Source organism: Roseomonas sp. CCTCC AB2023176 (assembly GCF_042259275.1).
GTDB lineage: Bacteria > Pseudomonadota > Alphaproteobacteria > Acetobacterales > Acetobacteraceae > Roseomonas.
In genome coordinates this window covers 4,751,387-4,776,735 of sequence record NZ_CP170086.1, presented here as the reverse complement: position 1 = coordinate 4,776,735, position 25,349 = coordinate 4,751,387, and the positions used below count along the sequence as shown (strand labels likewise).

Annotated in this window: 24 protein-coding genes and 2 pseudogenes; 5 read left to right on the top strand and 21 right to left on the bottom strand. The window is 71.9% G+C overall.

Going from position 1 to position 25,349, the window contains the following annotated elements:
• Nucleotides 1-53: 53 nt before the first annotated feature.
• The 4 genes and pseudogenes from ACE7GA_RS24010 to ACE7GA_RS23995 all read right to left on the bottom strand — a co-directional run.
• Nucleotides 54-767: a metallophosphoesterase gene (locus tag ACE7GA_RS24010; protein ID WP_376092637.1), complete on the bottom strand. Its 714-nt coding sequence runs from the start codon at nucleotides 765-767 to the stop codon at nucleotides 54-56.
• The gene (locus tag ACE7GA_RS24005; protein WP_376092634.1) at nucleotides 764-2,326 is read right to left on the bottom strand and encodes a cryptochrome/photolyase family protein; all 1,563 of its coding nucleotides are present in this window, start codon (nucleotides 2,324-2,326) and stop codon (nucleotides 764-766) included. The genes ACE7GA_RS24010 and ACE7GA_RS24005 overlap by 4 nt, the downstream gene beginning before the upstream one ends.
• The gene (pdeM, locus tag ACE7GA_RS24000) at nucleotides 2,323-3,036 is read right to left on the bottom strand and encodes a ligase-associated DNA damage response endonuclease PdeM (protein WP_376092631.1); all 714 of its coding nucleotides are present in this window, start codon (nucleotides 3,034-3,036) and stop codon (nucleotides 2,323-2,325) included. Before pdeM ends, ACE7GA_RS24005 begins: the two co-directional genes overlap by 4 nt.
• 155 nt (nucleotides 3,037-3,191) lie before the next feature.
• A pseudogene (locus ACE7GA_RS23995) lies at nucleotides 3,192-5,584 on the bottom strand (ligase-associated DNA damage response DEXH box helicase); the annotation flags it as partial.
• 86 nt (nucleotides 5,585-5,670) lie between these two features.
• Between ACE7GA_RS23995 and rmuC the strand changes: the two are divergent.
• Nucleotides 5,671-7,098 (top strand): DNA recombination protein RmuC, encoded by a 1,428-nt coding sequence (rmuC, locus tag ACE7GA_RS23990; RefSeq protein WP_376092628.1) that lies wholly within the window; start codon nucleotides 5,671-5,673, stop codon nucleotides 7,096-7,098.
• Here rmuC and ACE7GA_RS23985 read toward each other — a convergent pair.
• From ACE7GA_RS23985 to ACE7GA_RS23920, 14 genes and pseudogenes are all read right to left on the bottom strand, one after another.
• The gene (locus ACE7GA_RS23985) at nucleotides 7,082-8,197 is read right to left on the bottom strand and encodes an alpha-hydroxy acid oxidase (RefSeq protein WP_376100506.1); all 1,116 of its coding nucleotides are present in this window, start codon (nucleotides 8,195-8,197) and stop codon (nucleotides 7,082-7,084) included. The genes rmuC and ACE7GA_RS23985 overlap by 17 nt on opposite strands.
• 124 nt (nucleotides 8,198-8,321) lie before the next feature.
• A complete protein-coding gene (pcaB, locus tag ACE7GA_RS23980; protein WP_376092625.1) occupies nucleotides 8,322-9,674 on the bottom strand; it encodes a 3-carboxy-cis,cis-muconate cycloisomerase in 1,353 nt (450 codons plus the stop codon).
• Between the two features lies 1 nt (nucleotide 9,675).
• Nucleotides 9,676-10,275 carry a protocatechuate 3,4-dioxygenase subunit alpha gene (gene pcaG / locus ACE7GA_RS23975; RefSeq protein WP_376092622.1) on the bottom strand — a complete coding sequence of 200 codons (600 nt, stop codon included), beginning with the start codon at nucleotides 10,273-10,275 and terminating at the stop codon, nucleotides 9,676-9,678.
• On the bottom strand, nucleotides 10,275-10,988 hold the full coding sequence (gene pcaH, locus ACE7GA_RS23970) for a protocatechuate 3,4-dioxygenase subunit beta (protein ID WP_376092619.1): 714 nt from the start codon (nucleotides 10,986-10,988) through the stop codon (nucleotides 10,275-10,277). The genes pcaG and pcaH overlap by 1 nt, the downstream gene beginning before the upstream one ends.
• Nucleotides 10,985-12,136 (bottom strand): 4-carboxymuconolactone decarboxylase, encoded by a 1,152-nt coding sequence (gene pcaC / locus ACE7GA_RS23965; protein ID WP_376092615.1) that lies wholly within the window; start codon nucleotides 12,134-12,136, stop codon nucleotides 10,985-10,987. Before pcaC ends, pcaH begins: the two co-directional genes overlap by 4 nt.
• An 89-nt stretch (nucleotides 12,137-12,225) precedes the next feature.
• Complete coding sequence (locus ACE7GA_RS23960) at nucleotides 12,226-13,548, bottom strand: TRAP transporter large permease (protein ID WP_376092612.1); 1,323 nt, start codon at nucleotides 13,546-13,548, stop codon at nucleotides 12,226-12,228.
• Nucleotides 13,541-14,017, bottom strand: a complete 477-nt coding sequence (locus ACE7GA_RS23955) for a TRAP transporter small permease (protein WP_376092609.1) — start codon at nucleotides 14,015-14,017, stop codon at nucleotides 13,541-13,543. Before ACE7GA_RS23955 ends, ACE7GA_RS23960 begins: the two co-directional genes overlap by 8 nt.
• 55 nt (nucleotides 14,018-14,072) lie before the next feature.
• Nucleotides 14,073-15,104: a TRAP transporter substrate-binding protein gene (locus ACE7GA_RS23950; protein WP_376092606.1), complete on the bottom strand. Its 1,032-nt coding sequence runs from the start codon at nucleotides 15,102-15,104 to the stop codon at nucleotides 14,073-14,075.
• 51 nt (nucleotides 15,105-15,155) lie between these two features.
• The gene (locus ACE7GA_RS23945; protein ID WP_376092603.1) at nucleotides 15,156-15,776 is read right to left on the bottom strand and encodes a 2-dehydro-3-deoxy-6-phosphogalactonate aldolase; all 621 of its coding nucleotides are present in this window, start codon (nucleotides 15,774-15,776) and stop codon (nucleotides 15,156-15,158) included.
• Nucleotides 15,773-16,645, bottom strand: a complete 873-nt coding sequence (locus ACE7GA_RS23940) for a 2-dehydro-3-deoxygalactonokinase (RefSeq protein ID WP_376092600.1) — start codon at nucleotides 16,643-16,645, stop codon at nucleotides 15,773-15,775. Before ACE7GA_RS23940 ends, ACE7GA_RS23945 begins: the two co-directional genes overlap by 4 nt.
• 37 nt (nucleotides 16,646-16,682) lie before the next feature.
• Nucleotides 16,683-17,414, bottom strand: a complete 732-nt coding sequence (locus ACE7GA_RS23935; RefSeq protein WP_376100504.1) for an NAD(P)-dependent oxidoreductase — start codon at nucleotides 17,412-17,414, stop codon at nucleotides 16,683-16,685.
• A pseudogene (locus ACE7GA_RS23930) lies at nucleotides 17,399-17,572 on the bottom strand (NAD(P)-binding domain-containing protein); the annotation flags it as partial. The pseudogene ACE7GA_RS23930 and the gene ACE7GA_RS23935, both read right to left, overlap by 16 nt.
• 4 nt (nucleotides 17,573-17,576) lie before the next feature.
• On the bottom strand, nucleotides 17,577-18,539 hold the full coding sequence (locus ACE7GA_RS23925; protein ID WP_376092597.1) for a Bug family tripartite tricarboxylate transporter substrate binding protein: 963 nt from the start codon (nucleotides 18,537-18,539) through the stop codon (nucleotides 17,577-17,579).
• Nucleotides 18,540-18,544: 5 nt separating this feature from the next.
• The gene (locus ACE7GA_RS23920; RefSeq protein ID WP_376092594.1) at nucleotides 18,545-19,393 is read right to left on the bottom strand and encodes a hypothetical protein; all 849 of its coding nucleotides are present in this window, start codon (nucleotides 19,391-19,393) and stop codon (nucleotides 18,545-18,547) included.
• Between the two features lie 71 nt (nucleotides 19,394-19,464).
• Here ACE7GA_RS23920 and ACE7GA_RS23915 point away from each other — a divergent pair, with 71 nt between their 5' ends.
• A complete protein-coding gene (locus ACE7GA_RS23915; RefSeq protein WP_376092591.1) occupies nucleotides 19,465-20,130 on the top strand; it encodes a GntR family transcriptional regulator in 666 nt (221 codons plus the stop codon).
• Between the two features lie 37 nt (nucleotides 20,131-20,167).
• Here ACE7GA_RS23915 and ACE7GA_RS23910 read toward each other — a convergent pair whose 3' ends face one another.
• Both ACE7GA_RS23910 and ACE7GA_RS23905 read right to left on the bottom strand, forming a co-directional pair.
• Nucleotides 20,168-21,049, bottom strand: a complete 882-nt coding sequence (locus ACE7GA_RS23910) for an ABC transporter permease (RefSeq protein ID WP_376092588.1) — start codon at nucleotides 21,047-21,049, stop codon at nucleotides 20,168-20,170.
• Entirely contained in the window at nucleotides 21,039-21,893 is an 855-nt protein-coding gene (locus ACE7GA_RS23905; protein ID WP_376092585.1) for an ABC transporter ATP-binding protein, read from the bottom strand. The genes ACE7GA_RS23910 and ACE7GA_RS23905 overlap by 11 nt, the downstream gene beginning before the upstream one ends.
• A 186-nt stretch (nucleotides 21,894-22,079) precedes the next feature.
• Between ACE7GA_RS23905 and ACE7GA_RS23900 the strand changes: the two genes are divergently transcribed.
• The gene (locus ACE7GA_RS23900) at nucleotides 22,080-22,493 is read left to right on the top strand and encodes a rhodanese-like domain-containing protein (RefSeq protein WP_376092582.1); all 414 of its coding nucleotides are present in this window, start codon (nucleotides 22,080-22,082) and stop codon (nucleotides 22,491-22,493) included.
• A 16-nt stretch (nucleotides 22,494-22,509) separates the two neighbouring features.
• Here the strand turns inward: ACE7GA_RS23900 and ACE7GA_RS23895 are convergent, their stop codons facing one another.
• Complete coding sequence (locus ACE7GA_RS23895; RefSeq protein WP_376092579.1) at nucleotides 22,510-23,466, bottom strand: Bug family tripartite tricarboxylate transporter substrate binding protein; 957 nt, start codon at nucleotides 23,464-23,466, stop codon at nucleotides 22,510-22,512.
• A gap of 98 nt (nucleotides 23,467-23,564) precedes the next feature.
• Between ACE7GA_RS23895 and ACE7GA_RS23890 the strand changes: the two genes are divergently transcribed.
• Nucleotides 23,565-24,485, top strand: a complete 921-nt coding sequence (locus ACE7GA_RS23890) for a dihydrodipicolinate synthase family protein (RefSeq protein ID WP_376092576.1) — start codon at nucleotides 23,565-23,567, stop codon at nucleotides 24,483-24,485.
• A 72-nt stretch (nucleotides 24,486-24,557) separates the two neighbouring features.
• A complete protein-coding gene (gene nth, locus ACE7GA_RS23885) occupies nucleotides 24,558-25,337 on the top strand; it encodes an endonuclease III domain-containing protein (RefSeq protein WP_376092573.1) in 780 nt (259 codons plus the stop codon).
• Nucleotides 25,338-25,349: the final 12 nt, after the last annotated feature.

Sequence of the window (25,349 nt, the reverse complement as noted above, 5' to 3'; positions counted from 1 at the left end):
GAGCGGGACGGAGGGCGGGGCCCGGCACGCCACCTGCCTGGGCTGCCGCCGGCTCACCAGGGCAGGTCCACCCAGGACAGGTGCCCGCCCTTGCCGGCGCCCGTGTCCATGAACACGGCCGCGCCGCCCCCCGCGCCGATCTGCACGAAGGGGCGCCCGTTCGTCGCGCGCATCTCGTGGCCGCAATAGACGGTGATGCCCTGCGGGATGCGGTCCACCCAGTCGTGCAGGCGCTCGGGGTAGCCGTCGTCCCTCATCCGGCTGGTGACCTGGCCGAAGAGGGCGCGCGGGACGAGCCCTTCCGGCTTGCGCGCCCCCGCGTCGGGCGGGGCGGGGGCGTGCAGCATCCGCGGGTGGAAGCCGCCATGGACGAAGAGCCGCTGGTCCAGCCGGAGCCAGGCCGGGGCTGCCGCGACCTCGGCGATGACGCGGCGGCGCAGATCCTCCGCGTCCGACGCAGCGGCGATCTGGGTGAGGGTCTTTCCGAGACCGTCCGGCTTGATCCGAAGGCTCGCCCCCTCCAGCGCCCGCCGTAGCTTGTGGTCGTGGTTGCCGAGGAGGAAGACGCCCCGCCCCTCCGCCCGCATGGCCAGGACCTGCCGCAGCACCGCCGGCCCGTCCTCGCCGCCATCCGTCAGGTCGCCGAGCTGGATGACGTAGAGCCGCTCCGCCGCCGCGCCTTCGAGGGCGGACGCGAAGGCCTGCGCGTCGCCATGGACGTCGCCGACGACGCGGATCCCCTCGAAGCGGTGGCGAATGTCCCTCAAGCGCGGGCGGCCCTCCCCTTGACCGGGGTCTTCTTCGCAGGGGTCTTCTTGGCGGCGACCGGAGTCCCGGCGAAGGCGGGCGCGTCCGCCGCGGGGGTGCCGTCGTCCGTTTCGGCGCCCTCCGCGACCTCCGGCGAGCCCTTCGCGACGGCGCGCAGCGCCGAGAGCGCCCGGGCCCGCCCCTCCGCATGGTCCACGATCGGGCGGGGATAGACGGCCTCGCTCACCCCGGCGGCGCGCAGGATCTCGGCGGGCGCTTCGTACGGACGGTGGATGTAGCGCGAGGGCAGGCGAGCGAGCTCCGGGACCCAGCGGCGAACGTAGCCGCCTTCGGGATCGAACTTCTCACCCTGGGTTATCGGGTTGAACACGCGGAAGTACGGGGCGGCGTCGGTGCCGGATCCCGCCATCCACTGCCATGACGCGGAGTTGTTCCCGGGATCGGCGTCCACGAGCGTGTCCATGAACCAGGCCGCCCCATCCTGCCAGGGCTGCAGCAGGTGCTTCACCAGCAACGAGGCGGCGATCATCCGCACGCGGTTGTGCATCCATCCGATGCGCCAGAGCTGCCGCATCCCTGCATCCACGATGGGATAGCCGGTCCGCCCCTTCTCCCAGGCCCGCAGCAGGTCCCGGTCGGGCCGGAAGGGGAAGCCCTCGAACTGCGGCCGCAGGGCGCGGTGGGGTATCTCCGGCCGATGCCAGAGGAGGTGGTGGGAGAATTCCCGCCAGATGATCTCCTTCAGGAAGGGGGTCGCGTCCTCCCCGCCCGCCTCCCGCGCGGCGTGCCAGACCTGGCGAGGCGAGACCTCGCCCCAGCGGAGGTGCGGCGAGAGGCCGGAGGACCCCTCGACTGCCGGGTCGTTCCGCCGGGTCGAATACTCGCGAAGCAGGGCGGGACGGGCGAAGCGGGCCAGCCGTTCCTGCCCACCGGCCTCGCCGGGCTTCCACGCCGTCGTGAACTCCGCAGCCCAGTTGGGGGTCGGCCGCTTCGGCAGCAGGTCCAGCGCCTCCACGGGCAGGCCGGGGGATGGTGGCGCGATGCCGTTCAGCCGCTCCGGCGCAGGCAGTGGTTCCGGCAGGTCGCCGCGCTCCAGCACCTTCTTCGCGAACGGGGAATAGACGGTGTAGGGGTTGCCGCTGCCCGCCGCGATGGTGGTGGGATGCAGGACATGGGTCGAGGCGTGGAGGACGAGGCGCCGGCCCTCCGCCGAGAGGCGTTCGGTCAGCGCCCGTTCCTGCTCCCGCGCCCAGGGCTCGACGAGCCAGCCGGCCTGCACTTCCTCCGCATCCACGTCGCGCGCGATGTCGGCGAGCAGCGTGACCGCGTCGCCCCGCAGCACGTGCAGCCGCGCGCCCAGGCCACCCAGGTCTGCGCCGAGCGCGACGAGGGAATGATGCAGCCACCACCGCGCGGCGCCGCCATAGGCGATGCCGTTCATGGCCGCGTCGTCCAGTACGAAGACCGGCAGCACGGGCCGTGCCGCGGCGGCGCTGAGGGCCGGGTTGTCGGCGACGCGCAGGTCCTGCCGGAACCAGACGATGACGGGTCGGTTCATGCATGGGTCTCCATGATGGGGCTGGCGCGGCCGCGCATCGGCGAGACGGGGGCGCTGAACAGACGGCCGGTGCCGAGCAGGAACGCCCGCCCGCCCCGGGGGAACAGGGTGCCGATCGCGGGTTCCCGCACGTCCAACCCGCCGGTCAGGGTGCCGAAGGAAGGCAGGATGATCCGCCGCGCATCCCCGACGAAGCAGGGACGCGTGACCCCGCCGACCCGCGTCGGCATCGTCGCCTTGGGGTGGAAGTGGCCGGACACCTCGACGCCCGGCGCCGCTTGGCGTGAGGCCTCGTGCCGGAAGGTGACGGCGCCGTCGGTCAGCCATTCCGCGGCCGTGCCCGGCAGGTCCTCCGGCGGCAGCGGGTCGTGGTTGCCGAGGATCCAGACGACCTCGTCGACCTGCGACAGGGCGTGGCGCAGCGCCGTGGCGTCGGAGGCGTGCATGCGCGTGCAGCCCTCCGCGTCATGGAAGGAATCGCCGAGGAGGACCAGCCGCTGCGGGGAGTGCCGCCGGATGGCGAGCGCCAGTTTCGCCACGGTCTCCCGGGTGTCGTAGGGCGGCAGGAAGACCCCGCGCGCGGCGAAATGGCTCGCCTTCTCCAGATGCAGGTCGGAGGCGACGAGCGTCCGGCGCGAGGGCCAGGCCAGCACGCCCATCGGGCAGAGCAGGAACCGCTCGCCGCCGGCATGGAAGGGCGCGGGCGTCACGCCGTGATGCCCTTCGGCGCCGAGCGGATGAATCGGCGGGGCGGCAGGCGCGGCTTGCGGTCCCGGTGCCGCGGCTTGTCCACGACGCCCGCGCGGACGCGGATGCCCTCCGTCACGTCGGCCAGGATATCGGCGAAGCGCTCCGCGCCGTCCGTCGCGTCCTCGACCAGCGCTTCGGCCTCGGCAAGCAGCGCGTCCTCGGCGCCGCCGGCGACCCATTCGCGCCCTTCCTCGATCAGCGCGGGGACGGCGAGGGGGAGACGCGGTCCAGCTTCCGGACGCGGATGCGGTCCTTCACGCGGGCCAGCAGCGTCGCGATGCGGCCGACATCGGTCAGGCCCGTCGCAGCCTCGGCGCGCGTCGCGCGCAGCAGGATGTGATCGGGTTCGTGCTTTCGCAGGACGTCGTAGATCAGGTCGGAATTCACGGTCATCTGTCGCCCGGACTTCTCCTGCCCCGGGTGGTTCTTCTCGATGAGCCCGGCGATCGTTGCGATGTTTCGGAAGGTGCGGCGGAGCATGGAGGATTCGGCGATCCACTCCTCCAACTCCTCGCCGAGGATGTCCTCCTCGAACAGCGAGGCGGGGTCGGTCGGCTCGAAGGCGCACCAGCAGGACAGGACGTAGTCCGTGCCCAGGTAGCCGAGCGGCGCGTAGCCCATCCGCTCCATGCGCTTGGTCACGAGCATGCCGAGGGTCTGGTGCGCCAGCCGCCCCTCGAAGCAATAGGCGACGAGGAACCAGCGGCCGCCGCGCGGGAAGGTCTCGATCAGCATGCCGTCCCGCTGCGGCAGTTCGGAGCGGCGCTGTTGCAGCCGCAGCCAGTCGCGCACGGGTTCCGGCAGCGCGCGCCAGCGCTTCGGGTCCGCGAGGATGGAGCGTACGCGGAAGGACAGGTGCGTCGAGAGCGGCAGGCGCGCCCCGGCATAGGTCGGGACGCGCGGCTCGCCCTCTCCGCCGCGGGTGACGAGCATGGTCAGCGCGTCCATGCCTTCGTACTTCAGGGTCTGGCCCGCGAACATGAAGCAATGGCCGATCTCGAGCGTCGACGCGAACCATTCCTCGACCTCGCCCAGCACCGGGCCGCCCTTGAGGCGCACCTTCAGCATCGGCGTCTCGACGATCGTGCCGAGGTTCATCTTGAGGCGCAGCGCGACCTTGTTGTCGCGGACATGGACCATGCCCTCCGCATCGCGGAACAGGCGGCGGAAGCGGTCATAGGCGCGGAGGGCGTAGCCCCCGTCCTCCACGAAGCGCACGACGTCGTCGAAGTCGTGGCGGGTGAGGGCGGCATAGGGCGCGGCGCGGGTCACCTCGCGGTAGAGGTCGTCGGGGTGAAACGGCGATTCGCAGGCGCGGACGAGGACGTGCTGCGCCAGTACGTCCAGGCCGCCTGGGCGGGGCGGCTCGCCGTCCAGTTCCTCCGCGTGCACGGCCTCGGTCGCCGCGACGCACTCGATCACTTCGAACCGGTTGGCGGGGACGAGGACGGCGCGCGAGGGCTCGTCCATCCGATGGTTCGCGCGGCCGATGCGCTGGAGCAGGCGCGAGACGCCCTTCGGCGCGCCGACCTGAATCACCTGGTCCACCGCGCCCCAGTCGATGCCGAGGTCGAGCGAGGCCGTCGCGACCACCGCGCGCAGGCGCCCGGCGGCCATCGCCGCCTCAACCTTCCGTCGCTGCTCGATCTGCAACGATCCGTGGTGGAGGGCGATCGGCAGGTTGTCGTCGTTCAGCCGCCAGAGCGCGGCGAAGACGAGTTCGGACTGCGCGCGCGTGTTGACGAAGACGATGGTGACCCCCGCCTCCTTGATCCGGGCGTAGATGCCGGGTGCCGACGCGAGCCCCATGTGGCCGCCCCAGGGCAGGTGGCCTTCCGGCAGCAGGAGGTCGAGGACGGGCTCCGCACCGCCCGACCCGACGACGAGGCGGACGTCCGCTGCCCGCGCGGTCGGGGAGAGCCAGGCCCGCAGTTCGCCGGGATGGGCGACCGTCGCGGAGAGCCCGGTCCGCCGCAGCTTCGGTGCCAGGCTGTTCAGACGCGTCAGGCACAGCGCCAGCTGGTCGCCGCGCTTCGTCCCGGCCATCGCATGCGCCTCGTCCACCACCACGGCGCGGAGGCCGGCGAAGAAATGAGGCGCCTCCGGGTTCGCCAGCAGCACGGCCAGAGATTCCGGCGTCGTCAGCAGGATCTGCGGCGGCGATTCGCGCTGCCGCGCCCGCCGGTTCTGCGGCGTGTCGCCGGTCCGCGACTCGATGCGGATCGGCAGGCCCATGTCCGTCACCGGCGCCATCAGGTTCCGGCCCACATCCACCGCCAGGGCCTTGAGCGGGGAGACGTAGAGGGTGTGCAGCCCTTCGCGGGGTTCGGCGTGCAGGTCCACCAGCGTCGGCAGGAAGCCCGCCAGCGTCTTGCCCCCGCCGGTCGGGGCAATGAGGAGGGCACTCTCCCCCCGCCGCGCGGCGTCGAGGAGCGCCAACTGGTGGGGCCGCGGGGTCCAGCCGCGGGCGGCGAACCAGCCCGCGAAGGGTTCCGGCAATGTTCCCATGGGCCCCCGGTATATGGCATGGCTTCGGGACGTGGCGAGGGCCCGCCCTGCCCGACGTGACTGGCCCCCCGGAGTTACCGCGACCGATGCCCGAACCCCTCGTCCTGACGCTGCTCGTTCTCGTGGTCCTGATGGGCGTCGCGATGATCGTGCTGGCGCGGCGCGGCGAGGGAGGGGAGGGAATCGGCGCGCTGTCCGGCAAGTTGGATGCCCTTTCCGCCGCCACCGACCGGTCCGCGGCTTCGACGATGGAACGGGTCGCGGGGGTCGAACGAGTGGTCGCCGACCGGCTCGCCGAGGCCCGCGCCGCCACGGACACCGCCCTGTCTGCCCAGCGGGAGCGCCTGGCCGCGACGGAACAGGCCCTGGCCGACCGCCTTTCCGACGCGACCCGAGCGATGGGGGAGGCCCTGGCCACGCAGGGCCGGCAGGTCGCGGACGGCATCGCCGCCCAGAACGAACGCCTGGCCGTGACCGAAACGGCGCTGGCCGACCGGCTTGCGGCGAGCACCCAGGCGTTGACCGAGACCTTGGCGACTTCCCTCGCCGCCCAGAACGAGCGCCTGGCCGCGACAGAAAAGGCGCTGGCCGATCGCCTCGCAGCATCCCAGGTCGCGCTGGACGCCGCGGTCGCCGGGCAGAATGAACGCCTGAACCGACTGCTGACCGACAGCGCCGTCAAGGCGGAGGAGACCGCGGGCAAGATCCACGAACGCCTGGCCGTCATCGACGCGGCGCGGGCGAACATGGAGGCGCTGGGCGCGCAGGTCGGCTCGCTCGCCCAGATCCTGTCGAACAAGCAGGCCCGCGGTGCCTTTGGTGAGGTCCAACTTCGGCAGATCATCGAGGACCGTCTGCCGCCCGACGGCTTCTCCTGGCAGCACACGCTGGCGAACCGCACGCGCTGCGACGTGCTGATCCGCCTGCCCAACCCGCCCGGCCCCATCGCCGTAGACAGCAAGTTCCCGCTCGAGGCGTGGCTTGCCGCCCGCGACGCGGCGGACGACGCGGCGCGGTTGGCTGCGACGAAGCGCTTCGCATCGGACATCCAGCGCCACGTGGACGACGTCGCGTCCAAGTACATCTGCCCCGGCGAGACGGCGGAGCACGCGCTGATCTTCGTGCCGTCGGAGGCGATCTACGCCGACCTCCACGTCGTCCACCCCGGCGTGGTGGAGGCGGCGACGCGGCGCGGCGTCATCATCGTCTCCCCCACCACCATGTGGGCCGTGCTCGGCTCCATCCGCGCGCTGATGCAGGATGTGCGGATGCGGGCCGAGGCCGGGAAGATCAAGGCGCAGGTGATCGAGTTGATGCGGGACGTGAGCCGCCTGGACGACCGCGTGGCGAATCTGAAGAAGCACTTCGCCGACATGAACAAGGACGTCCAGCAGATCGAGATCACCACGACGAAGATCACCCGCCGCGGCTCGCTGATCGACGCACTGGACCTGGAGGACGGGCCGGTGATCGCTTCGATCGAGACGGAGCGGCTGTCTATCCCCGCGAAGTAGGGACCCCCGCGACCCGGACGAGGTGCTGCATCCCGACCTCTCCGATCCGGTTGCAACCCAGGAACGCGAGATTCCGGTGCACCTCGTCGGACAGGATGGAGATGGCGTGCCGCACCCCCACTTCCCCGCCCACCGCGGCCGCGTAGAGCATCGGGCGGCCGACGAAGACGAAATCCGCACCCAGCGCGATCGCCTTCAGCACGTCGGAACCGCGGCGCACCCCGCCATCCATCATCACGGTCATCCCGCCCGCGGTGGCCTTGACCTCCGCCACCGCGCGCAGCGGCGCGATGGCGCCGTCCAACTGCCGCCCGCCATGGTTCGAGACGATGACGCCGTCCGCGCCTTCCTCCTTGCAGCGCGCCGCATCCTCGCCGGTCAGGATGCCCTTCACGACGAGGTTGCCCCTCCACTGCCGCCGGATCTGGGCGAGGTGCGTCCAGTTCAGGTGGTCCCGCGCCCCGAAGTCACGCTGCACGTCCTTCGCGATGATCGGCGCGCCGCGCGTGACGTAGGAGTTCTCGAAATGCGGCATGCCGTGCTGCCGCAGCGTCCGCCACAGGACGTCCCAAAGCCAGGTCGGCCGGATCGCGCCGTCCCAGGCCAGGCGAAGCGAAGGCCGCAGAGGGGTGGAGAAACCCGTGCGGATGTTGTTCTCGCGGTTCCCCAGCGTCGTTGTGTCCACCGTCAGCACCAGGGTCCGGTAGCCTGCATCGGCCACGCGCCCGACGAGCGCCGCGATGCGGTCCGGCTCCCCCGGCAGGTAGGCCTGGAACCAGGCGTCCGGGTTGGCCCGCACGATCTCCTCCAGCGGGATCAGCGATGACCCGCTCATGATCATCGGCACCCGCGCCGCCGCCGCGGCCCGTGTCAGGGCGAGGTCGCCGCGATAGGCCATCATCGCGGAGATGCCCATCGGCGCGATGCCGAAGCAGGTCGCATACTCCGTCCCGAACAGCGTCACCGCCGCCGAACGCCGTGACACGTCCACGAGGAAGCGGGGCCGGAAGGCCCATTCCCCGAACACATCGCGGTTGTCGCGGAGCGACGCGTTCGTCTCCGCCGCCCCGGCGACGTAGCCGAAGAGCGGCCGCGGCAGCCGCGCCCGCGCCGCCGGCTCGAAATCGTCCAGCGCCAGGATGCGGCGCAGCCGCGCCGGCAGGTCCCTCGCGACCTGCCGGATGACGGGCTGAGAGGGGGCGGGACCGGAACCGAACCGTCCATCACGCCGCCTCCACCCGCGCCAATACGCGATCCACGAACTGCCCCGCGCTGCCGAGGTAACTCGCCGGCTCGGTAATCCGCGCGATCGCGGCCGTATCCACGCGCGAGGCGACCGCGGGGTCGCGCCCCAGCGCCTCGGCCAGGGGCACCCCTTCTGCCAACGCCGCGTCGCAGGCGTGGTGCACCGCGTCATGCGCCTCGCCGCGGCCGATCAGCGGGGCGAGGGCCATCATCACGGCCTCGGCCATGATCGCGCCACCCGTTGCCTCGAGGTTCCGGCGCATCCGAGCGGCATCCACCGTCATGCCTTCCGCGATCAGCCGCGCCTGGTCCAGCGCGCCATGCGTCAGCAGCATCGCCTGCGGCACCGCCAGCGGCTCCGCCTGCCAGGGGCCGGTGCCCCGCTCGTGGTCCAGCGCCATCGCCGCCATGACCTGCGGCACCAGCGCGTGCACGCCGCGCGCCTGGGCCAGGACGTATTCGCAGGCGATGGGGTTCCGCTTCTGCGGCATGGTCGAGGACCCGCCGCGCCCCGCCTCGTGCGGCTCGAAGACTTCGGCGACCTCGGTCTGCATCAGCAGCATCACGTCCGTCGCCATCTTCGATAGCGCGCCGCACAGCAGCCCGCACCAGGCTACGGCTTCGGTGATCGCCGTGCGGTCCACGTGCCAGGGGATATCCGGGACGGTCAGGTCCAACTCGTGCGCCAGCGCCTCGGCCACCTCCGACCCCCGGTCACCCAGCGAAGCCAGTGTTCCCACCGCCCCACCGAACTGCACCCGCAGCAGCCGCGGCAGCATCGCGTCCAGCATCCCGCGCAGCGTCACCAGCGGCGAAAGCCAGACCGCGCACTTGTACCCGAAGGTTACGGGAAGCGCGTGCTGCAGATGCGTCCGCCCCGCCATCACCGTGTCCCGATGCTCCCGCGCGCGCCGGGCGAGTGCCGCGATCACCCCATCCAGATCGTGCCGCAGCAGCCCGAAGGCGTCGCGCAACGCGAGCACCAGGGCCGTATCCAGGATGTCCTGGGTCGTCGCGCCCCAATGCGTCCAGCGCGACGCCTCGCCGCCCGCCGCGGCGCCGAGTTGCTTCACCAGCCCGACGACGGGATACCCCGTGTTCCGTGTCGCCTTGGCCAGCGCCGCCATGTCCAGCCGGTCCACCGTCGCAGCGGCCGTGATCGCCGCCGCAGCCTCGGCCGGGATGATCCCCAGCCCCGCCTCCGCCCGCGCCAGCGCGGCCTCCACGTCCAGCATGCGCTGGAGCAGGGCACGTTCCCCCATGACGGCCCGCATGGCGTCCGTGCCGTAGAGGGCGCCCCAGACCGCGCCGTCGGCGGGATTGACGCTCACCTCAGACGGCCAGCCATACCGTCTCGTCCTCGCCTTGCAGGCGCAGGTCGAGGTTCCAGGTGTCGGGCGCCGTCCGCCGCGCGACCATCGTCCCGCGCCGCGCCGCCGGCACGGCGGAGAGCACGGGGTCGTTGCGGTTCATCGCCTCGCCCTCGAAGTACAGCCGCGTGGTCAGGTGGTGCAGCAGCCCCCGCGCAAAGACGATCAGCGCGACATGCGGCGCCTGCATCGTGTTGGCACCAGGCCGCGTCGGCACGGGCCCCGGCTTCAGCGTGACGAAGCGGAACCGCCCTTCCTTGTCCGTCGCGCATCGGCCGTAGCCCTGGAAGGCCGTCGGATCGCCGGACTGGTCGGGATACTTCCCCGACGGATCGGCATGCCAGATCTCGACCATCGCGTCCGTCACCAGCGCCCCGGTGCCGTCGCGCAGCGTGCCCGTCAGCACGATCCGCTCGCCCTCCGGCAGGTTCTCGGCGAAATGCCGCGTCGTGTCCGCCCATTCCGGGAAGTCCACCAAGTGCCAGTAGGGCCCCGCTGTCTGGCTGGCGGAGGCCGCCATCGTCGCTTCGGACGGCGCCAGCTCCGGTGTCGCGGACGCCATCAGCGATGGTCCTCCATGGGCGTCGCATCTCGTCCCCGCAGCACGATGTCGAAGCGGTAGCCCAGCGCGTACTCGGGCTGCGTGATCCCCAGGTCGAAGGCCGAGACCAGCCGGTTCCGCGCCCGCTCGTCCGGCACCGTGTTGAAGATGGGGTCGAGCGGCAGCAGCGGATCGCCGGGGAAATACATCTGCGTGATCATGCGCTGCGCGAAGCCCGCCCCGAACAGCGAGTAGTGGATATGGTTGGGGCGCCAGGCGTTGTTGTGATTTCGCCAGGGATAAGCCCCGGGCCGGATCGTCAGGTAGCGGTACCGCCCGTCCTCGTCCGTGAAGACCCGGCCCATGCCGCGGTAGTTCGGGTCCAGCGGCGCGTCGTGCTGGTCGCCCCCGTGGTTGTAGCGCCCTGCGGCATTGGCCTGCCACACCTCGACCATCGCGTGCCGCACGGGCCGACCGTCCTCGTCGGTCACGCGCCCCGCGACGATGATCCGCTCGCCCATCGCGGGTTGGCCGTTGTCCATGATCGTCAAGTCGGCCACCTCGGGATAGCGCGCCTTGGTGAAGAGCGGCGCGCTCGTCTCCGTCAGTGTGTGCGGCAGGACCAGCGGCGGCTGGGACGGTGCCCGCGCGCGCGTGCTGCCGTATTCGGGCGACGCGTTCGGCGGCTGCGTCGCCGGATCGGGCCGTCGATAGCCGAAGACCGTCTCGCTCATGCCGTCTTTTCCATCTCCGACAGGATCTCTTTCGCGATCTTCAGCGCGTGATTCGCGGCGGGCACGCCGGCATAGGCGCCGACCTGCAGCAGGACCTCCGCGATCTCCTCCGGCGTCACGCCGGTGTTGCGCGTGGCTCGGACATGCAGGCCAAACTCCCCTTCACGCCCCAGCGCCGCCGTCACCGCCAGCGTCAGCAGCGACCGTACGTGCCGCGGCAGGCCAGGCCGCGTCCAGATCTGCCCCCAGACGTTGCGCGTGATGTAGTCCTGGAAGGCCGAATCGAGCGGCGTGACGTTGGCCTGCGCACGCGCCACGTGGGCCTCGCCCAGCACGGATTTGCGCACCGCCATCCCCGCCGCATGGGGATCGTCGACCGGTGCCGCGAAATGCCGAAGCAGCGCGTCCGTGACAGCCTCGGCGAACTCGAAGTTCGGGATATGCGCTGCGCCGGGGATGACCGTCAGGCTGCTGCCCGGGATCGCATCCCGGATGGCCTGCGCAGCCGCGATGGGGGAAGCCAGGTCCAACTCCCCCACCACGACCGTCGCCGGCCCGCGGAGGCGCCCACGCAGCGGTTCGGCGCGCGCATCGCGCAGCGCGGCCGCGCAGGCGGCGTAGCCGCCCGCCGACGTCGCCAGCAGCATGGCGCTCAGCCCCATGGCCGCCGGCGCCGAGCCGTCAACGACCCATCGCGTCAACACCCCATCGGCCACGGCTGACATCCCACCGGCGCGCACGGCCTGCATCCGCGCCGACCAGGTCTCCGGGGGAGGGAACTCCATCGCGGTGTCGAGAAGGAAGAGCGACAGCACGCGTTCCGGCCGGATGGCCGCCAGTTCCATCGCGATCCGCCCGCCGATGGACACGCCGGCAAGGTGCGCTGCCGTGATCCCCAGCGCATCCAGCAGCCCCGCCGCGTCCGCGGCCAGTTCCGCCATGCTCGTCTCCTCCGCCGCATGGCCGGAGGTCAGCCCGTGACCGCGCAGGTCCGCCCGGATCACCCGGTGCGTCCGCGCCAGCGCCGCGGCCTGCGGGTCCCAGACATGCAGGTTCGTACCGAGCGAATGCAGCATGAGCACGGGCGGCCCGCCCGGCGGCCCCGCTTCCTGCACATGGACCGACAGGTCATTGACCCGGACGAACATCCCGCCGCCCCCGCACCAGGAACATTGTGGGCGTTTCATAGCACCGGTCACCCCGGGCGCAACGGCGGCGGGCCAGGCCCGCCCGACCCTCACGTCAGCAGGCGCACGACCGCAAGGCTCAGTACGGGAAAGGCCACGCAGAGCGCCAGGCGCACCACGTCCGTCGCGAGGTAGGGCAGCACCCCCCGATAGGTGCGCGTGATCGGCACATCTTTCGCGATCGCCGAGACGACGAAGACATTCAGCCCGATCGGCGGCGCCGTCAGCCCGATCCCCACGACGATGAGGACGAGGATGCCGAACCAGATCGCCGTCTCCTCGGTCGTCAGCCCGAAATCGAGTGCGGTCACGACGGGGAAGAAGACCGGCAAGGTGAGCAGGATCATCGCCAGTTCGTCCATCACCGCGCCGAGGATGATGTAGAACAGCAGCAGGATGCACAGCACGCCGTAGGCCGGCAGGTTCTGCTCCGTCACCCACTGCGCCAGCAGGTCCGGCGCCTGGGTCAGGGCCAGGAAGGCATTGAAGACCTCCGCGCCCAGCAGGATCGCGAAGATCATCGCGGTGGTTTCGGCGGTGTTCAGGAGGGCGCCCTTGATCTCCTCCCAGTCCAGCGTCCGCCGCACCACGCCGACGAGAAGGGTCGCAATCACGCCGACCGCCGCGCTCTCGGTCGGCGTGAAGACGCCGCCATAGATGCCGCCGACGACGGTCACCGCGATCAGCATCACCGGTATCACGCGAAGCAGCGCCGCATTGCGCTCGGGCGCCGCGACCCGCTCGGCGGCCGGCCCCAGTTCGGGGTTCCGGCGCACGACCACCCAGATGGCGCATAGGTAGAAGGCCGTCGCCATCAGGCCCGGGATCAGCGCGGCCATGAAGAGCTTCGCGATGTTCTGCTCCGTGCTGATCGCATAGACCACGAGGATGACCGATGGCGGGATGAGGATCCCGAGCGTCCCGCCCACCGCGATCGTGCCGGTCGAGAAGCCGGGGTCGTAGCGATACCGCCGCAACTCCGGCAGCGCCGCCCGTCCGAAGGTCGCCGTCGTCGCGACGGAAGACCCGCAGACCGCCCCGAAAGCCGCGCAGGCGCCGATCACGCTCATCGCCATTCCGCCGCGGAACCGCCCGAACAGCGCACCGGCCGCCCCGAACAGGTCGCGCGCCAGCCCCCCGCGCTCCGCCAGCGCGCCCATCAGGATGAAGAGCGGGATGACGGACAGCGTGTAGTTGGAAAACAGGTGGTAGGGCGTGGTCTTGAGGTAGTTGAACAGCGGCCCCCACCCGACGATGTGCTGGTAGCCCGCGGCCCCCACCAGCAGCATCGCAAGCCCGATCGGTGCCCGCAGCAGCATCAGTCCGAGCAGCGCCGCGAAGCCGATCGCGGCCTGCGTGAATTCCTCACCCACGCGACGGACCCCCGCGCGGCAGGATCAGCCGCCTGCTCCAGAACAGCGCGGCCAGCCCGGTCAGCGCGAAGGCCGCGGCCCCCAGGCCCACGGCCCACCAGGTTGGCAGGCCCAGCACCATCGTCTGCGTGTTGCTCCGCAGCGTGTCGCCGGCGCCGATGACCATCCGCTCCGCCAAGGCCAGCATCAGCCCGGCCCAGACAAGGTTCCAGGCCGCGTCCATCCCGTCCTGCACGCGCCGCGGCAGCCAGCCCGTGAAGGTGTCCACGAAGATGTTGGCCCGCTGCATCGTGCCGTAGGCGAAGAAGCCGAGCACCGCGAGGCCCGACCCGATCTGGATCATCTCGAAGTCGCCGCGGATCGGGTCGTTCACCGCCCAGCGCTTCAGCACGCTCGCGGTCGTCAGGATTGCGGTCGCCAGCAGCACCGCGCCGCCGAGCAGCGCGGCGCCGCGGCAGATCCGATGCATGGGCCCGGGACGGTCGGCCGGGTGCAGATCGCTCACGCCGCCGCCCCGGTGCGGATCACGCGACGCCCTGCCCGAACTTCGTGACAAGCGCCCGCGCCTGCTCCAGCAGCGCGCCGCCCCCCGGCGTCGCGTTCACCCAGTTGTCCACCACGGGCTGCGTCGTCCGCCGCCAGCGCTGCACCTCGTCCTCGGCCAAGGTGATTAGGGTGTTGTTCCGGCGGCGGACCATTTCCAGCACCACCGGTCCCTGCTCGTCCCAGACCTTGCCCGCCATCTCCGCCGCCACCTGTCCGGAACTCGCGTCGATCACCCGCTTCACCTCGGGCGAAAGGCCCTCGTACTTCGCCTTGTTCATCGCGAGGATGAACGTCGCGATGTAGAGCGTCGGCGAACCCGGGATCTCCGTGTGGTTCCGCACCAACTCGTGCAGGCGAATGGAGGGTACGACCTCCCACGGCACGATGGCGCCATCGATCGCGCCCTGGCTGATGGCCTCCGGCACCTGCGGGATCGGCATGCCGATCGGCGCGGCGCCGAGCGCCCGCAGCGCTTCGCCGTTCTGCCGCGTGGGGAAGCGCAGCTTCAGGCCGCGCATGTCCTCCATCGTCCGGACCGGCCGGTTGGAATGGATCAGCCCCCCATCATGGCCCCAGACGCAGATCGGGTGAACGTCGCGGAACTCCTCGCGCAGCGTCGTCTCGTAGAACTCCTGCACCGCCTTGACGTTCACCGCCGCACGCTTGTGCGCGACGAAGGGCAGCTCGAAGACCTCGATCTTCGGGAAGCGTCCCGGCGTGTTGCCCGGCAGCGTCCAGACGATGTCGACGACCCCGTCCTTCGCCTGGTCGAAGAGCTGCGGCGGCGCGCCGCCGAGCTGCATGGACGGGAAGATCTGCACGCGGACGCGCCCGCCGCTCTCCGTTCCCACCTTCTGCGCCCAGGGCTGCAGGAAGTGGCGGTGGACGTTCGACACCGCGGGCAGGAAGTGGTGCAGGCGGAGCGTAACCTCCTGCGCGCGCGCCGCCATGGGGCGCAGCAGGGCCGGGGCGCCGAGCGCCGAGCCCAGGACCACGCGACGGTTCATCATCCGGGACGAGCCTCCGTTAGTTTCCCGTTCGAGACGGGTTCTTCCGGCGCTTCAAACAGGGACGGCGGCGGCGCGCAAGGCCCGGGCCTTGGCCGTTACGTCGGCCGCCGTGTCCCCCGGCTTGTAGATCGAGGATCCGACGCCGAATCCCGCCGCCCCCGCCGCGCGCCAGGCCGGGATGTTGTCGGCCCCGATCCCACCCACCGGCAGCACCATCGTGCCCCGCGGCAGCACCGCGAGCAGCGCCTTCAGCACCGCGGGCGAGGCCGCCTCGGCCGGGAACAGCTTCAGCCCGTCCGCGCCGGCCTCCAGCAATGCGAAGGCTTCGCCCGGTGTGAAGAAGCCGGGCAGCGCCAGCATCCCGCGTGCCTTCGCGGTGCGCACCACGGCCGGGTCCGCGTGCGGCGTCACGATCACCTGCCCGCCCGCATCCGCGACCTGCCCGACGGCAGCGGCGCCGATGACGGTCCCGGCGCCCACCAAGGCGTCCGACCCGAAACGGCGGACCATCGCCTCGATGCTCCGTAGAGGTTCCGGCGAGTTCAGGGGCACTTCGAGCACTGTGACGCCAGCCTCGACCAGCGCCTCCCCGACCGGCACGGCCTCCTCCGGCCGGATCCCCCGCAGGATCGCGACGACCGGCGAGCGCGCTAGGTGTTCCTTCAGCGTCACGCCCGCCCTCCCGCCGCGATCGCGGCCAGTCCTGCCAGCACCAGGTCCTCCCCGTCCCGCCGCGTCGCGCGGGGGCCGAGCACGCGGGCATAACGCTCCACCAGCGCGTCGCTGCCGATGAGTTCCACGGGCCCATCGCCGCCCGCCGCCGCGACCTCGTGTCCGATCAGCAGGCCGGAGAGGTAGGAGGTGCTCTCGGCCGGCGTCATCCCGTCAACCAGGTGTAGCGTCCGCGTGCCGAAGAGGTGGTGCAGCAGCCCACCGTCCTGCCGCGCCCGTGCCGCACCGCGGTCGAAGGCCTCCCAGTCCGGCGGCGCGTCCAGCTCGATCGTCCGCGCCAGGATCGTTGCCTTCGTCAGCGCCGCGAAGACGTCGCCGGTCATGTGCGTGGTGAAGCCCTCGACCCGCCTGCCTCGCAGCCGGGCCCACTTGCCGTGCGTCCCGGGCATGACGACGGTGGCATCGGCCACGCACGTCGCCGCGAGGCCGACGAGCTTAGTCTCCTCCCCCCGCATCACCTCCGGCACGCCGGAACCATCGTGGCCCGTCAGGCCCGGTACCATCCGGACCCGCGCCTCCTCGAAGGGCACGGCGACGACCGCCGCCGCGATCTCCGCCGCACCGGCGGGGCAGGGGAGGTAGGGCGCCTCCACCCAGCCCTGCCGGCTGCCGGCCATGCCGCAGATCAGGACCTCCGCCTCACCCTCCGCGAGCCAATGGCCGAGCGCGTCCCGGAACGCGGCGGGAAACCCGCCTTCGGGCACCGACAGGATGCCGCCGCCCTGCCGGTCCACCGAATCCAGCACCGCCCCGTCCACGCCGAGCCGCCAGGCCCGCAGGCTGGTCGTGCCCCAATCCACCGCGATCATGCGGGCAGGCTGCGTCCCCGGCGCGGGGGGCGCAAGTTCACGCTTCCTCCAGCAGGAGGAGAAGCGCCGTGGTGTCGAGCGTTCCCCGGCCGCTGCGGACCAGTTCGTCCAACGCCTCCCGCAACCGGGTCGCCGAGGGATGTGCAGCCCCCGCCGCATCCGCGGTCGCCTCCGCCGCGCGCAGGTCCTTCCGCATGAGTTCCGCCCGGAACCCGGCGGGCAAGAAGCCGCGCGCCAGCATACGCTTCGCGTGGTTCTCCAGCGCCGCGCAGCGCGCCGAACCGCCGAGCAGCGCGGTGCGCAGCGCCTCCCCATCCAGGCCCGCGCGGGCCGCGAGGTTCAGCGCCTCCGCCACCGCCGCGATCGTCGCCGAGGTGATGATCTGGTTGCAGGACTTCGCGACCTGCCCGGACCCCGCCGGACCGAAATGGGTCACGGTCTTCCCGACGGCGTCCAGCAGCGGCCGCACCTGCTCCAGCGCGTCCCCATCCCCGCCTACGAAGATCGTCAGCGTCGCGTCCTTCGCACCCTGCGGCCCGCCGCTGACCGGCGCGTCCAGCAGCGCGACGCCCGCGGCTGCGGCGCGCGCCGCGTGGTCCCGCGCGCTGGTCGCCGCGATCGTCGAGAAATCGATGGCCACGCGGCCCGGCCGCATTGCCGCCAGCGCACCACCCGCGCCGAACAGCACCTCCGCCACGTCCGGCGCATCGGGCAGGCAGAGCAGGACGGCGTCCGCACCCCCGCCGCCGCGGCCGGCGTCTCCGCCCAGGTTGCGCCGGCCGCCAGCAAGGACGCGGCCCGGTCCTTTGTCCGCGTGTGCACCCGCACCGCGAATCCGGCCCGCAACAGGTTGGCGGCCATTGCCCCGCCCATCACGCCCAGGCCGATGAAGGCGGTCACGGCCCCGGGGGCGAGCGGTGCGGTCATGCGGCTACTCTGGCGTCACTCCGGCGAGCCGAGCAACCTCCGACCAGCGGAGCGTCTCGGCGGCGGCGAAGGCGGCGTAATCCGACGGCCCGGTCGCCGCAACCTTCAGCCCCTGCGCCTCGAGCGAACTCCGCGTCTCCGGATGCCGCAGGGCCGTGCCGATCGTGGTCGAGAGCGCGGCGACGAGCGGCGCCGGCGTGCCGCCCGCAGCGTTGATCCCGTACCAGAAGGCGAAGGTGAAGCCGGGCAGCACGCGCCCGGCGGGCGGCACGTCCGGCAGCAGCGGCGCCGGCTGCTCATCGCCGACCGCGAGGGCCGCCAGGCCGCCGTTCCGAACCTGGGGCAGGGCGCTCGCGGCACTGAAGAACCCGAAGGCCGTCTCGCCCGCCAGCACCGAGGCGACCATCTGGCTGCCACCGCGATAGGGCACGTGCACCGCCTCGATCCCGGCACGCCGGGCGAAATCGGCCGCGAAGAGATGGGTCGGGTTCCCCGCCCCGGCACTCGCGTAGGACAGCGCCCCCGGCCGCGCCCGCGCCGCCGCGATCAGCCCCGGCAGGTCCGTCGCGACCGTGGGGCGCGCGCAGCACAGCACGCTCTGCACCACGCAGAGCGACACGGGCGCCAGGTCGCGCTCCGGATCGTAGGGCAGGCTCGCGAACACGGCGCGCGCCGTCGCGATCACGCCGTTCTCGCCGACCAGCAGGGTCGTGCCGTCGGGCGCGGAGCGCGCGACATGCGCCGCCGCGATCGTGCCGCCCGCGCCCGGCCGGTTGTCCACGACGAAGGCGCGCCCGGTCAGGTCCTGCGCCCGTCGGGCGAGGATCCGCGCGAAGCTGTCGATGCCGCCGCCCGGCGCGAAGCCGACGACGAGCCTGATCGGGCCGGCCGGAAGATCCTGCGCAGCGGCCATGCGGGACAGGCCGGGCAGGGCGGCCGCGCCGAGGAGAAGCGAGCGACGGCGCATGACGCTCACGCCGCGCGCGCGGCCACTGCCGCGCCGTCGAAGCGGGGCAGGACCATCTCGAAGAACTCCGACGGCGCCTCGGCGCGCAGCACGGTCTCCGCATCCGAATCCGTCGCGATCGCGCTGCACGTCCCGTACCGCTCGCCCGCCACCGCGCCGGTGCCGGTGATGACGAAGATCAGGCGCCCGGGTCCCGCGCGGTAGGTCGCGCCGGGATCGAGCCGGAGGGTCGACACCGCCATCCCCCGCTCGCCGAAGCCGCCGAGTCGCTTGCGGCGCAGGCCATCCGCCTCCTGCACCCATTCGAAGGCGGCCGGGTTCATGATCACCGGCATGTCGTAGCGTGGCGTCGGATAGGCGATGGGGCGGGCGTTCACCTCCTCCCAGATCGCCTCGTAGGCGTCCTGGTTGATCCGGCCGCCCTCCGGCCTCGTAACCGTGAAGACACCCTTCTCGAAGCGCCCCCGCCGTTCCAGCGCCGTCTTGCCCGAGTCCGTCTGCCGGTAGGACATGAACCCGGACCCCGAGGCGCCAGCACCCTGGTAGAGCAGGGTGAGGGAGGGGCCGAGCGCGCCCTGCTCGTAGTAGACCCCCTCGCAGAAGTAGCCGACGGAGCCCTCCTCCTGCACGCGGTCGCGCCCGAAGCCGAACCGGCCCTCCAGCATCACGCGCACCTGGTCGAAGTTGTGGCGGTGCCGCGGCGTCGAGTACTCGCCCTCGATCAGGACGAGGGAGAGCTCGTAGTTGTCCGGCGTCCCCTCCTGTCCGCCCAACAGCCGGACGTTCTCGATCCGCCCGCTCCGGTGGGTGGAGAAGGGCACCGGCGGCACGTCGGCGGCGTGGACAAGGCGCATCGGCCATCTTCCCGTGTTATGAAGATATCTTGGGAAGATCGGATGGCCGTGTCCAGCCTGGAGACGTGTTGATGGCTTATCGAAAGCCGGATGCGGACGGCCGCTCTGCCGTCGAGCAGGCGGCCGACCGGCTTCGCGCCGCCATCGGCCGGGGCGACTTCGCCCCGGGCCAGCGCCTCGTCGCGGCGGACCTCGAAGACCAACTTGCCGCCGGCGCCAACACGGTCCGCGAGGCGCTGCGCCTCCTCGCGGGGGAGGGCGTCATCGCGCTCGAAGCCCATCGCGGTGCGGTCGTCCGGCGCCTCGACGCCTCCGAGATCGCGGAGATCTGGGAGATGCGCGAGGCGATCGAGGGGATGGCCGCCCGCCTGGCCGCGCGACGCGTGGCCGCCGGTACGCCGTGGCCGGAACTGGATGCCGCGCTCGCGGCCGGTGCGCGGGCCGTCGCCGCCGGGGAGGCCGCGGCCTACTACGCCGCGAACGCCACCTTCCACGACGCGGTGCTCGCCCTCTCCGGCCGCGCCCGCTTCATCGAGGCGGCGCGGCGGCTGTCCCTGCCGGTCAACCGGATGCTGTTCGGCCGACTGCTGCGGCCCGAGGCGATGCGCGTGTCACAGGCGGGCCATGAGGCCCTGACGGCCGCGATCGGACGCGGCGAGGACGAAGCTGCCGAGGCAATCATGCGGCAGCATATCCGCGAGGCGGCCGTCGAAATCGCCGGCACCCCGTCGAATTGAGGGGGGCCGGCCCGGTAGCGCCCGGCGACGCGCGGGGTCAGACCCCCGCGACGGTCACCTGTCCGCCATCCTGCCCACGCATCGCCCAGCCCGTCGTCCGGTTCTCGATCGTCACCGCCACGGCGTACATCACCACGCCCATGATCCCCGTCACGATCAGCCCGGCAAAGACCAGCGGCACGTCGAAGCGCGAGGACGCCAGGATCATCAGGTGCCCGATGCCCTTATTCGCCGCCACCGTCTCCGCGATGATGGATCCCACGAAGGCCACGGTGATCGCGATCTTCAGGGACGCGAAGAAATACGGCATCGCCCGCGGCAGCCCGACCTTGCGGATGATGTCCGACGGCTTGGCCCCGAGCGCCCGCAGCACGTCCCGCAGTTCCGGCTCCACCGTCGCGATCCCCGTCGCGACGTTCACGACGATCGGGAAGAAGGAGATGAGGAAGGCCGTGATCACCGCCGGCACCGTCCCGATCCCAAACCAGATCACGAGGATCGGCACCACCGCGACCTTCGGCACGGAATTGAACCCGATCAGCAACGGGTAGAGGCCGTGGTAGAGCAGCGTCGAGGACCCGATCGCCACCCCCAGCAGCAGCCCGAAGACGATGGCCGCCGCGAAGCCGATGAGCGTCGTCATCAGCGTCTGCCAGGAGTTCTCCAGCAGCGGCAGCCACCACTTCACCATCGATGCCGCGATGGCCGAGGGCGCGGGCAGGATGAATTGCGGGATCTCGAAGCCGCGGCACGCGATCTCCCAGACCCCGAAGGTGCCGACGATGATGAGCCAGGGCAGCCAGGCCTGAAGCCGTCGCCGGCGCCGGGCCGCGGCCGCCAGCGCCTCGATCCGCTGCGCCGCCATCGTGCCGCGGCTGTCCTTGCTGCCCGAAGCGGTCGTGCCGGAATCAAGCGGCATGGGTCGTCTCCTGCGCCGGCACGGCGGCCGGCATGTCCTCGCCGCGCCGCGCCGCGCTGATGTGGTCCCGCAGGTCGTGGACCAGTTCCTGGAAGGGCTGGGTGTAGGTCAGGTCCAGCGCCCGCGGCCGCGGGAAGGGCACCGTCCGCTCCGCGATGATCCTCCCGGGCCGCGCCGACATGATCAGCACGCGGTCCGCGAGGAACACCGCCTCCTTCAGGTCGTGGGTGACGAGGATGACGGTCGGCTTCAGCGTCTCGCAGACCGTCTGCATCTCGACCCAGAGGTCCTCGCGCGTGAAGACGTCCAGCGCCCCGAAGGGCTCGTCCAGCATCAGCAGTTGCGGGTCATGCACCAGCGCCCGGCACAGCGACGCCCGCTGCTGCATGCCGCCGGAGAGCTGGTGCGGGTTCTTGTGCTCGAAGCCCTTGAGGCCGACGAGCGCGAGGAGCTTCCGCGCCTTCTCCTCGTACATCGCACGTTCCGACCGCAGCCGGCGCCGGTGCGGCTCCGTCACCTCCAGCGGCAGCATCACGTTCTGCAGGATCGTGCGCCAGGGCAGCAGCGTCGGCGCCTGGAACGCCATCCCCGCGACCGAGAGCGGCCCGTCCACCTCCCGCCCAGCGACGATCACGGACCCGGCCGAACAGGGCCAGAGCCCGGTGACCAGCCGCATCAGCGTGGACTTGCCGCAGCCCGAGGGCCCGACGACCGCGACGAACTCGCCGCGCTTCACCTGCATGTCGCAATGGTGCAGCGCCAGCGTCCCCTCGGTGCCGCCGTAGCGCATGGAGACGTCGTCGATTTCCACGAAGGGCCGTTCCAACCCGGTCATCCCGTCCATGTCCCTGCCACCCCGCGTCCCGGGTCACGGCCCCTATAGCGGAGCCGGTCCCGACCGGCACCGCGAAATCACGGCTGCGTCAGCGAAGGGCTTAGCAAGCGCCGCGCCATGCTCAGGGCTGGGCGGCCCTTGGCAAGCGCCCGCGCCCTGCCCCATCTCCCCTGCCGAAAACAGGAGCAGCCGCCCATGACCGTGCAGGACGTCCGCCCGGCCGAGGCCTACGATGCCATCCGCAACGATCCAGCCGCCGTGCTGGTGGACGTGCGGACTGACGCCGAATGGACCTTCGTCGGCCTTCCCGACCTCTCGGCCGCGGGGAAGCAGCCCGTGCTCATCCCCTGGCAGGTCTACCCGGCCATGGGCGTGAACGGCGCCTTCGTGGATCACCTGCATAAGGCCGGCGCCACGCCGCTCAGCAGGATCTACTTCCTCTGCCGCTCCGGCGCCCGGTCGCTCGCCGCGGCCCAGGCTGCCCAGGCCGCGGGCTTCCCGAACAGCTACAACGTCGCCGACGGCTTCGAGGGTCCGCCGGACGGGGAAGGCCACCGCGGCACCGTCGCGGGATGGAAGGCCGACGGCCTGCCCTGGCGCCAGCGCTGACCCGCCCCCGGGCGACTCACTCCGCGCGGATATTCGCCCGCCGCGCGACCTCGCCCCAGCGCCGCGTCTCCGCCGCCACGAAGTCGCGGAACGCGTCGCCGGACAGCGTGCCCGGCGCGATGCCAACGTCGTTGAAGCGGGTGACGACGTCGGGCGATTGAAGGGCCGCCACGGTCTCCCGCGTCAACCGCTCCACGGCTGGCCGTGGCATGGAGGCCGGGGCGAAGAGCCCGTGCCAGGACAGGCTCTCGAATCCGGGCAACGTCTCCGCCACCGTCGGCACGTCGGGCGCCGCCGGCCAGCGCTGCGCCGAACCGACCGCGAGCATCCGCATCCGCCCCTCCCGCGCATGCGGGAAGACGGAGGAGAAGTTGTCGAAGGACATCGGCAACTGCCCCGCCAGGATGTCCGTCACCAGCTGCGCGCTGCTCCGGTACGGCACGTGCACCGCATCCGTCCCGGTCTGCTGCGTCAGCAGTTCCCCGGCCAGGTGCGTCGAGGTCCCGACGCCCGAGGACCCGTAGTTCAACTGCCCTGGCCGAGCCTTCATGTAGGCGACGAGGTCCTGAACGCTCCGCACGGGAAGCGCGTTGGCGACGACCAGCGCGTTGGGCTGCTGCCCGAGCAGCGCGATCGGCGCGAAGTCCCGAAGATTGTCGAAGGGCATCCGGGGATAGATTGACGGGTTGATGGCGTGGGACGAGATCGTGCCCATGCAGATGGTGTAGCCATCCGTCGCCTTGGCGCAGACATCGGCCCCGATGTTGCCGCCCGCGCCCACTCGGTTCTCCGCGACCACGGGTTGCCCCAGTCGCCGCGACAGTTCCTGCCCGACGACGCGCCCGACCATGTCCGTCACGCCGCCCGCCGCGAAGGGGATGATCATCCGCACGGGCCGCTGCGGCCAGTCCTGCGCCGAAGCCAGCGCAGGGACTAAGGCAAGCGAGAGCGTGAGCAGGGCGCGTCGTAGCATGTTGTTTCCTCCGGATCGTGGGATCGCACGGGCCTCACCGCGCGCGGCCCTGTCAACCGCCGTGGACCCGCACCGTCCCGCGTTGCAGGATTCTCCACATGACCGACGCTGCCCGCGTGACCGCCGCCCTCGCCGGCATCTCCGGAATCCTCGTCACCCCCTTCGACGCCACGGACGGCGTGGCCCCGTCACGCCTGGAACCGATTATCGCCCGCGCTGCCGCGGCGGAGGTCGCGGCCCTGACCGTGAACGGCAACACTTCCGAATTCTACGGCCTCACCATGGCGGAGGCGGAGCGCATAACCGAGGAGGTCCCGGCCCTCGTCGCCCGCCGCGCCGTCACGATCGCCGGCGTCGGCCGCTCCGTCGGGGAGGCCGCGTCCCTCGCCGCCCGTGCCCGCCGCGCCGGGGCCGACGCGGTCATGATCCACCAGCCGCCCGACCCCTTCCGCGCGCCGCGCGGCGTGGTCGAATACGTCCGCCGCGTCGCCGGCGCAGCCGACCTCCCCGTCATCCTCTACCTCCGCGACGACGCGATGGGCGCCGCGGCGATCGAGGCGCTGACGGCCGTCCCCGGGATCGTCGGCGTGAAATGGGCGACGCCCAACCTCATGCTGCTGGCCGAGATGATCCGCCGCACGGCCGGCCGCCCGCTCGCCTGGGTCTGCGGCCTCGCCGAGCCCTGGGCGCCGCCCATGACCGCCCTCGGCGCGCGGGGCTTCACCTCCGGCCTCATCAACCTCTTCCCCGAACGCTCGATGGCCGTGCTGCGCGCCCTGGATCGCGGCGACGCCGCGGCCGCCGCCTCCGATATCGCCGCCCTCCAGGAATTCGAATACCTGCGCGCCGAGGAATCTGCCGGTGCCAATGTCTCCGTCGTGAAGGCCGCGCTCGCCCTGATCGGGGAGGACGTCGGCCCCGCCCGCCCGCCCGCGGCCTGGCCGCTCGCGCCCGCCGCCGCCGAACGCCTGCGCGACCTTCTCGCCCGTTGGGGCATGACGCCGCGCGCCGCAGCCTGACGCCCCAACAATCTTCAGGGAAAACAACGAGTCGCCCCCGCGTTCCCGTCCCTCCCCGGACGAGATCGCCCCATGGCCCGCGCCACCCCCGCCGACCGGCTGCACGAACGGCTCCTGGAAATCCATCGGCGCCTCTGCGAGGCCTTGGGCTGCCCCATCGCCTATTTCGGCGACCTCGACCCGCTGGACGAGCTCGTCTCCTCCCTCCTTTCCCACCGCACCCGGAACCGCGACAGCGCGACGGCCTTTCGCACGCTGCGCGGGCGCTTCCCGGACTGGAACTCCGTCCGCGACGCGCCAGTCGAGGATGTGCAGGCCGCGATCTCCGCCTGCACCTGGCCCGAGGCCAAGGCGCCCGCCCTGCAGCGCACGCTGCGCGCGATCGCCGAACGCCGCGGCGCGCTGGACCTGCAGCACCTCGCCGACCTGCCCGTCGCCGAGGCGCGGGAATGGCTTGAAGGGCTTCCCGGCGTCGGCCCGAAGACCTCCGCCGCCGTCCTCTCCTTCTCCACGCTGCGCCGCCGCGCGCTGCCGGTGGACAGCCATCACCACCGCGTCGCGCAGCGCCTCGGCCTCATCCCGGGCAACCTCTCGGTAGGCCCCTCGCACCGCGTGCTGGAGGCGATGCTCCCGCCCGAGTGGGACGCGCAGCAGGTCTATGACCACCACGAGGTCCTGATGCTGCACGGCCAGCGCACCTGCCACTTCCACGCGCCGGCCTGCGACCGCTGCGTGCTGCTGGACCTCTGCCCGACCGGCCAGTCCCGCCACGCCGCCCCGTCCGTGAGGCCCGACGCGATCAGGCCCGACGCGATCAGGCCGGCCGCGGGGATGGCGCCACGCGGACCCTGAACTCGGCCGGTG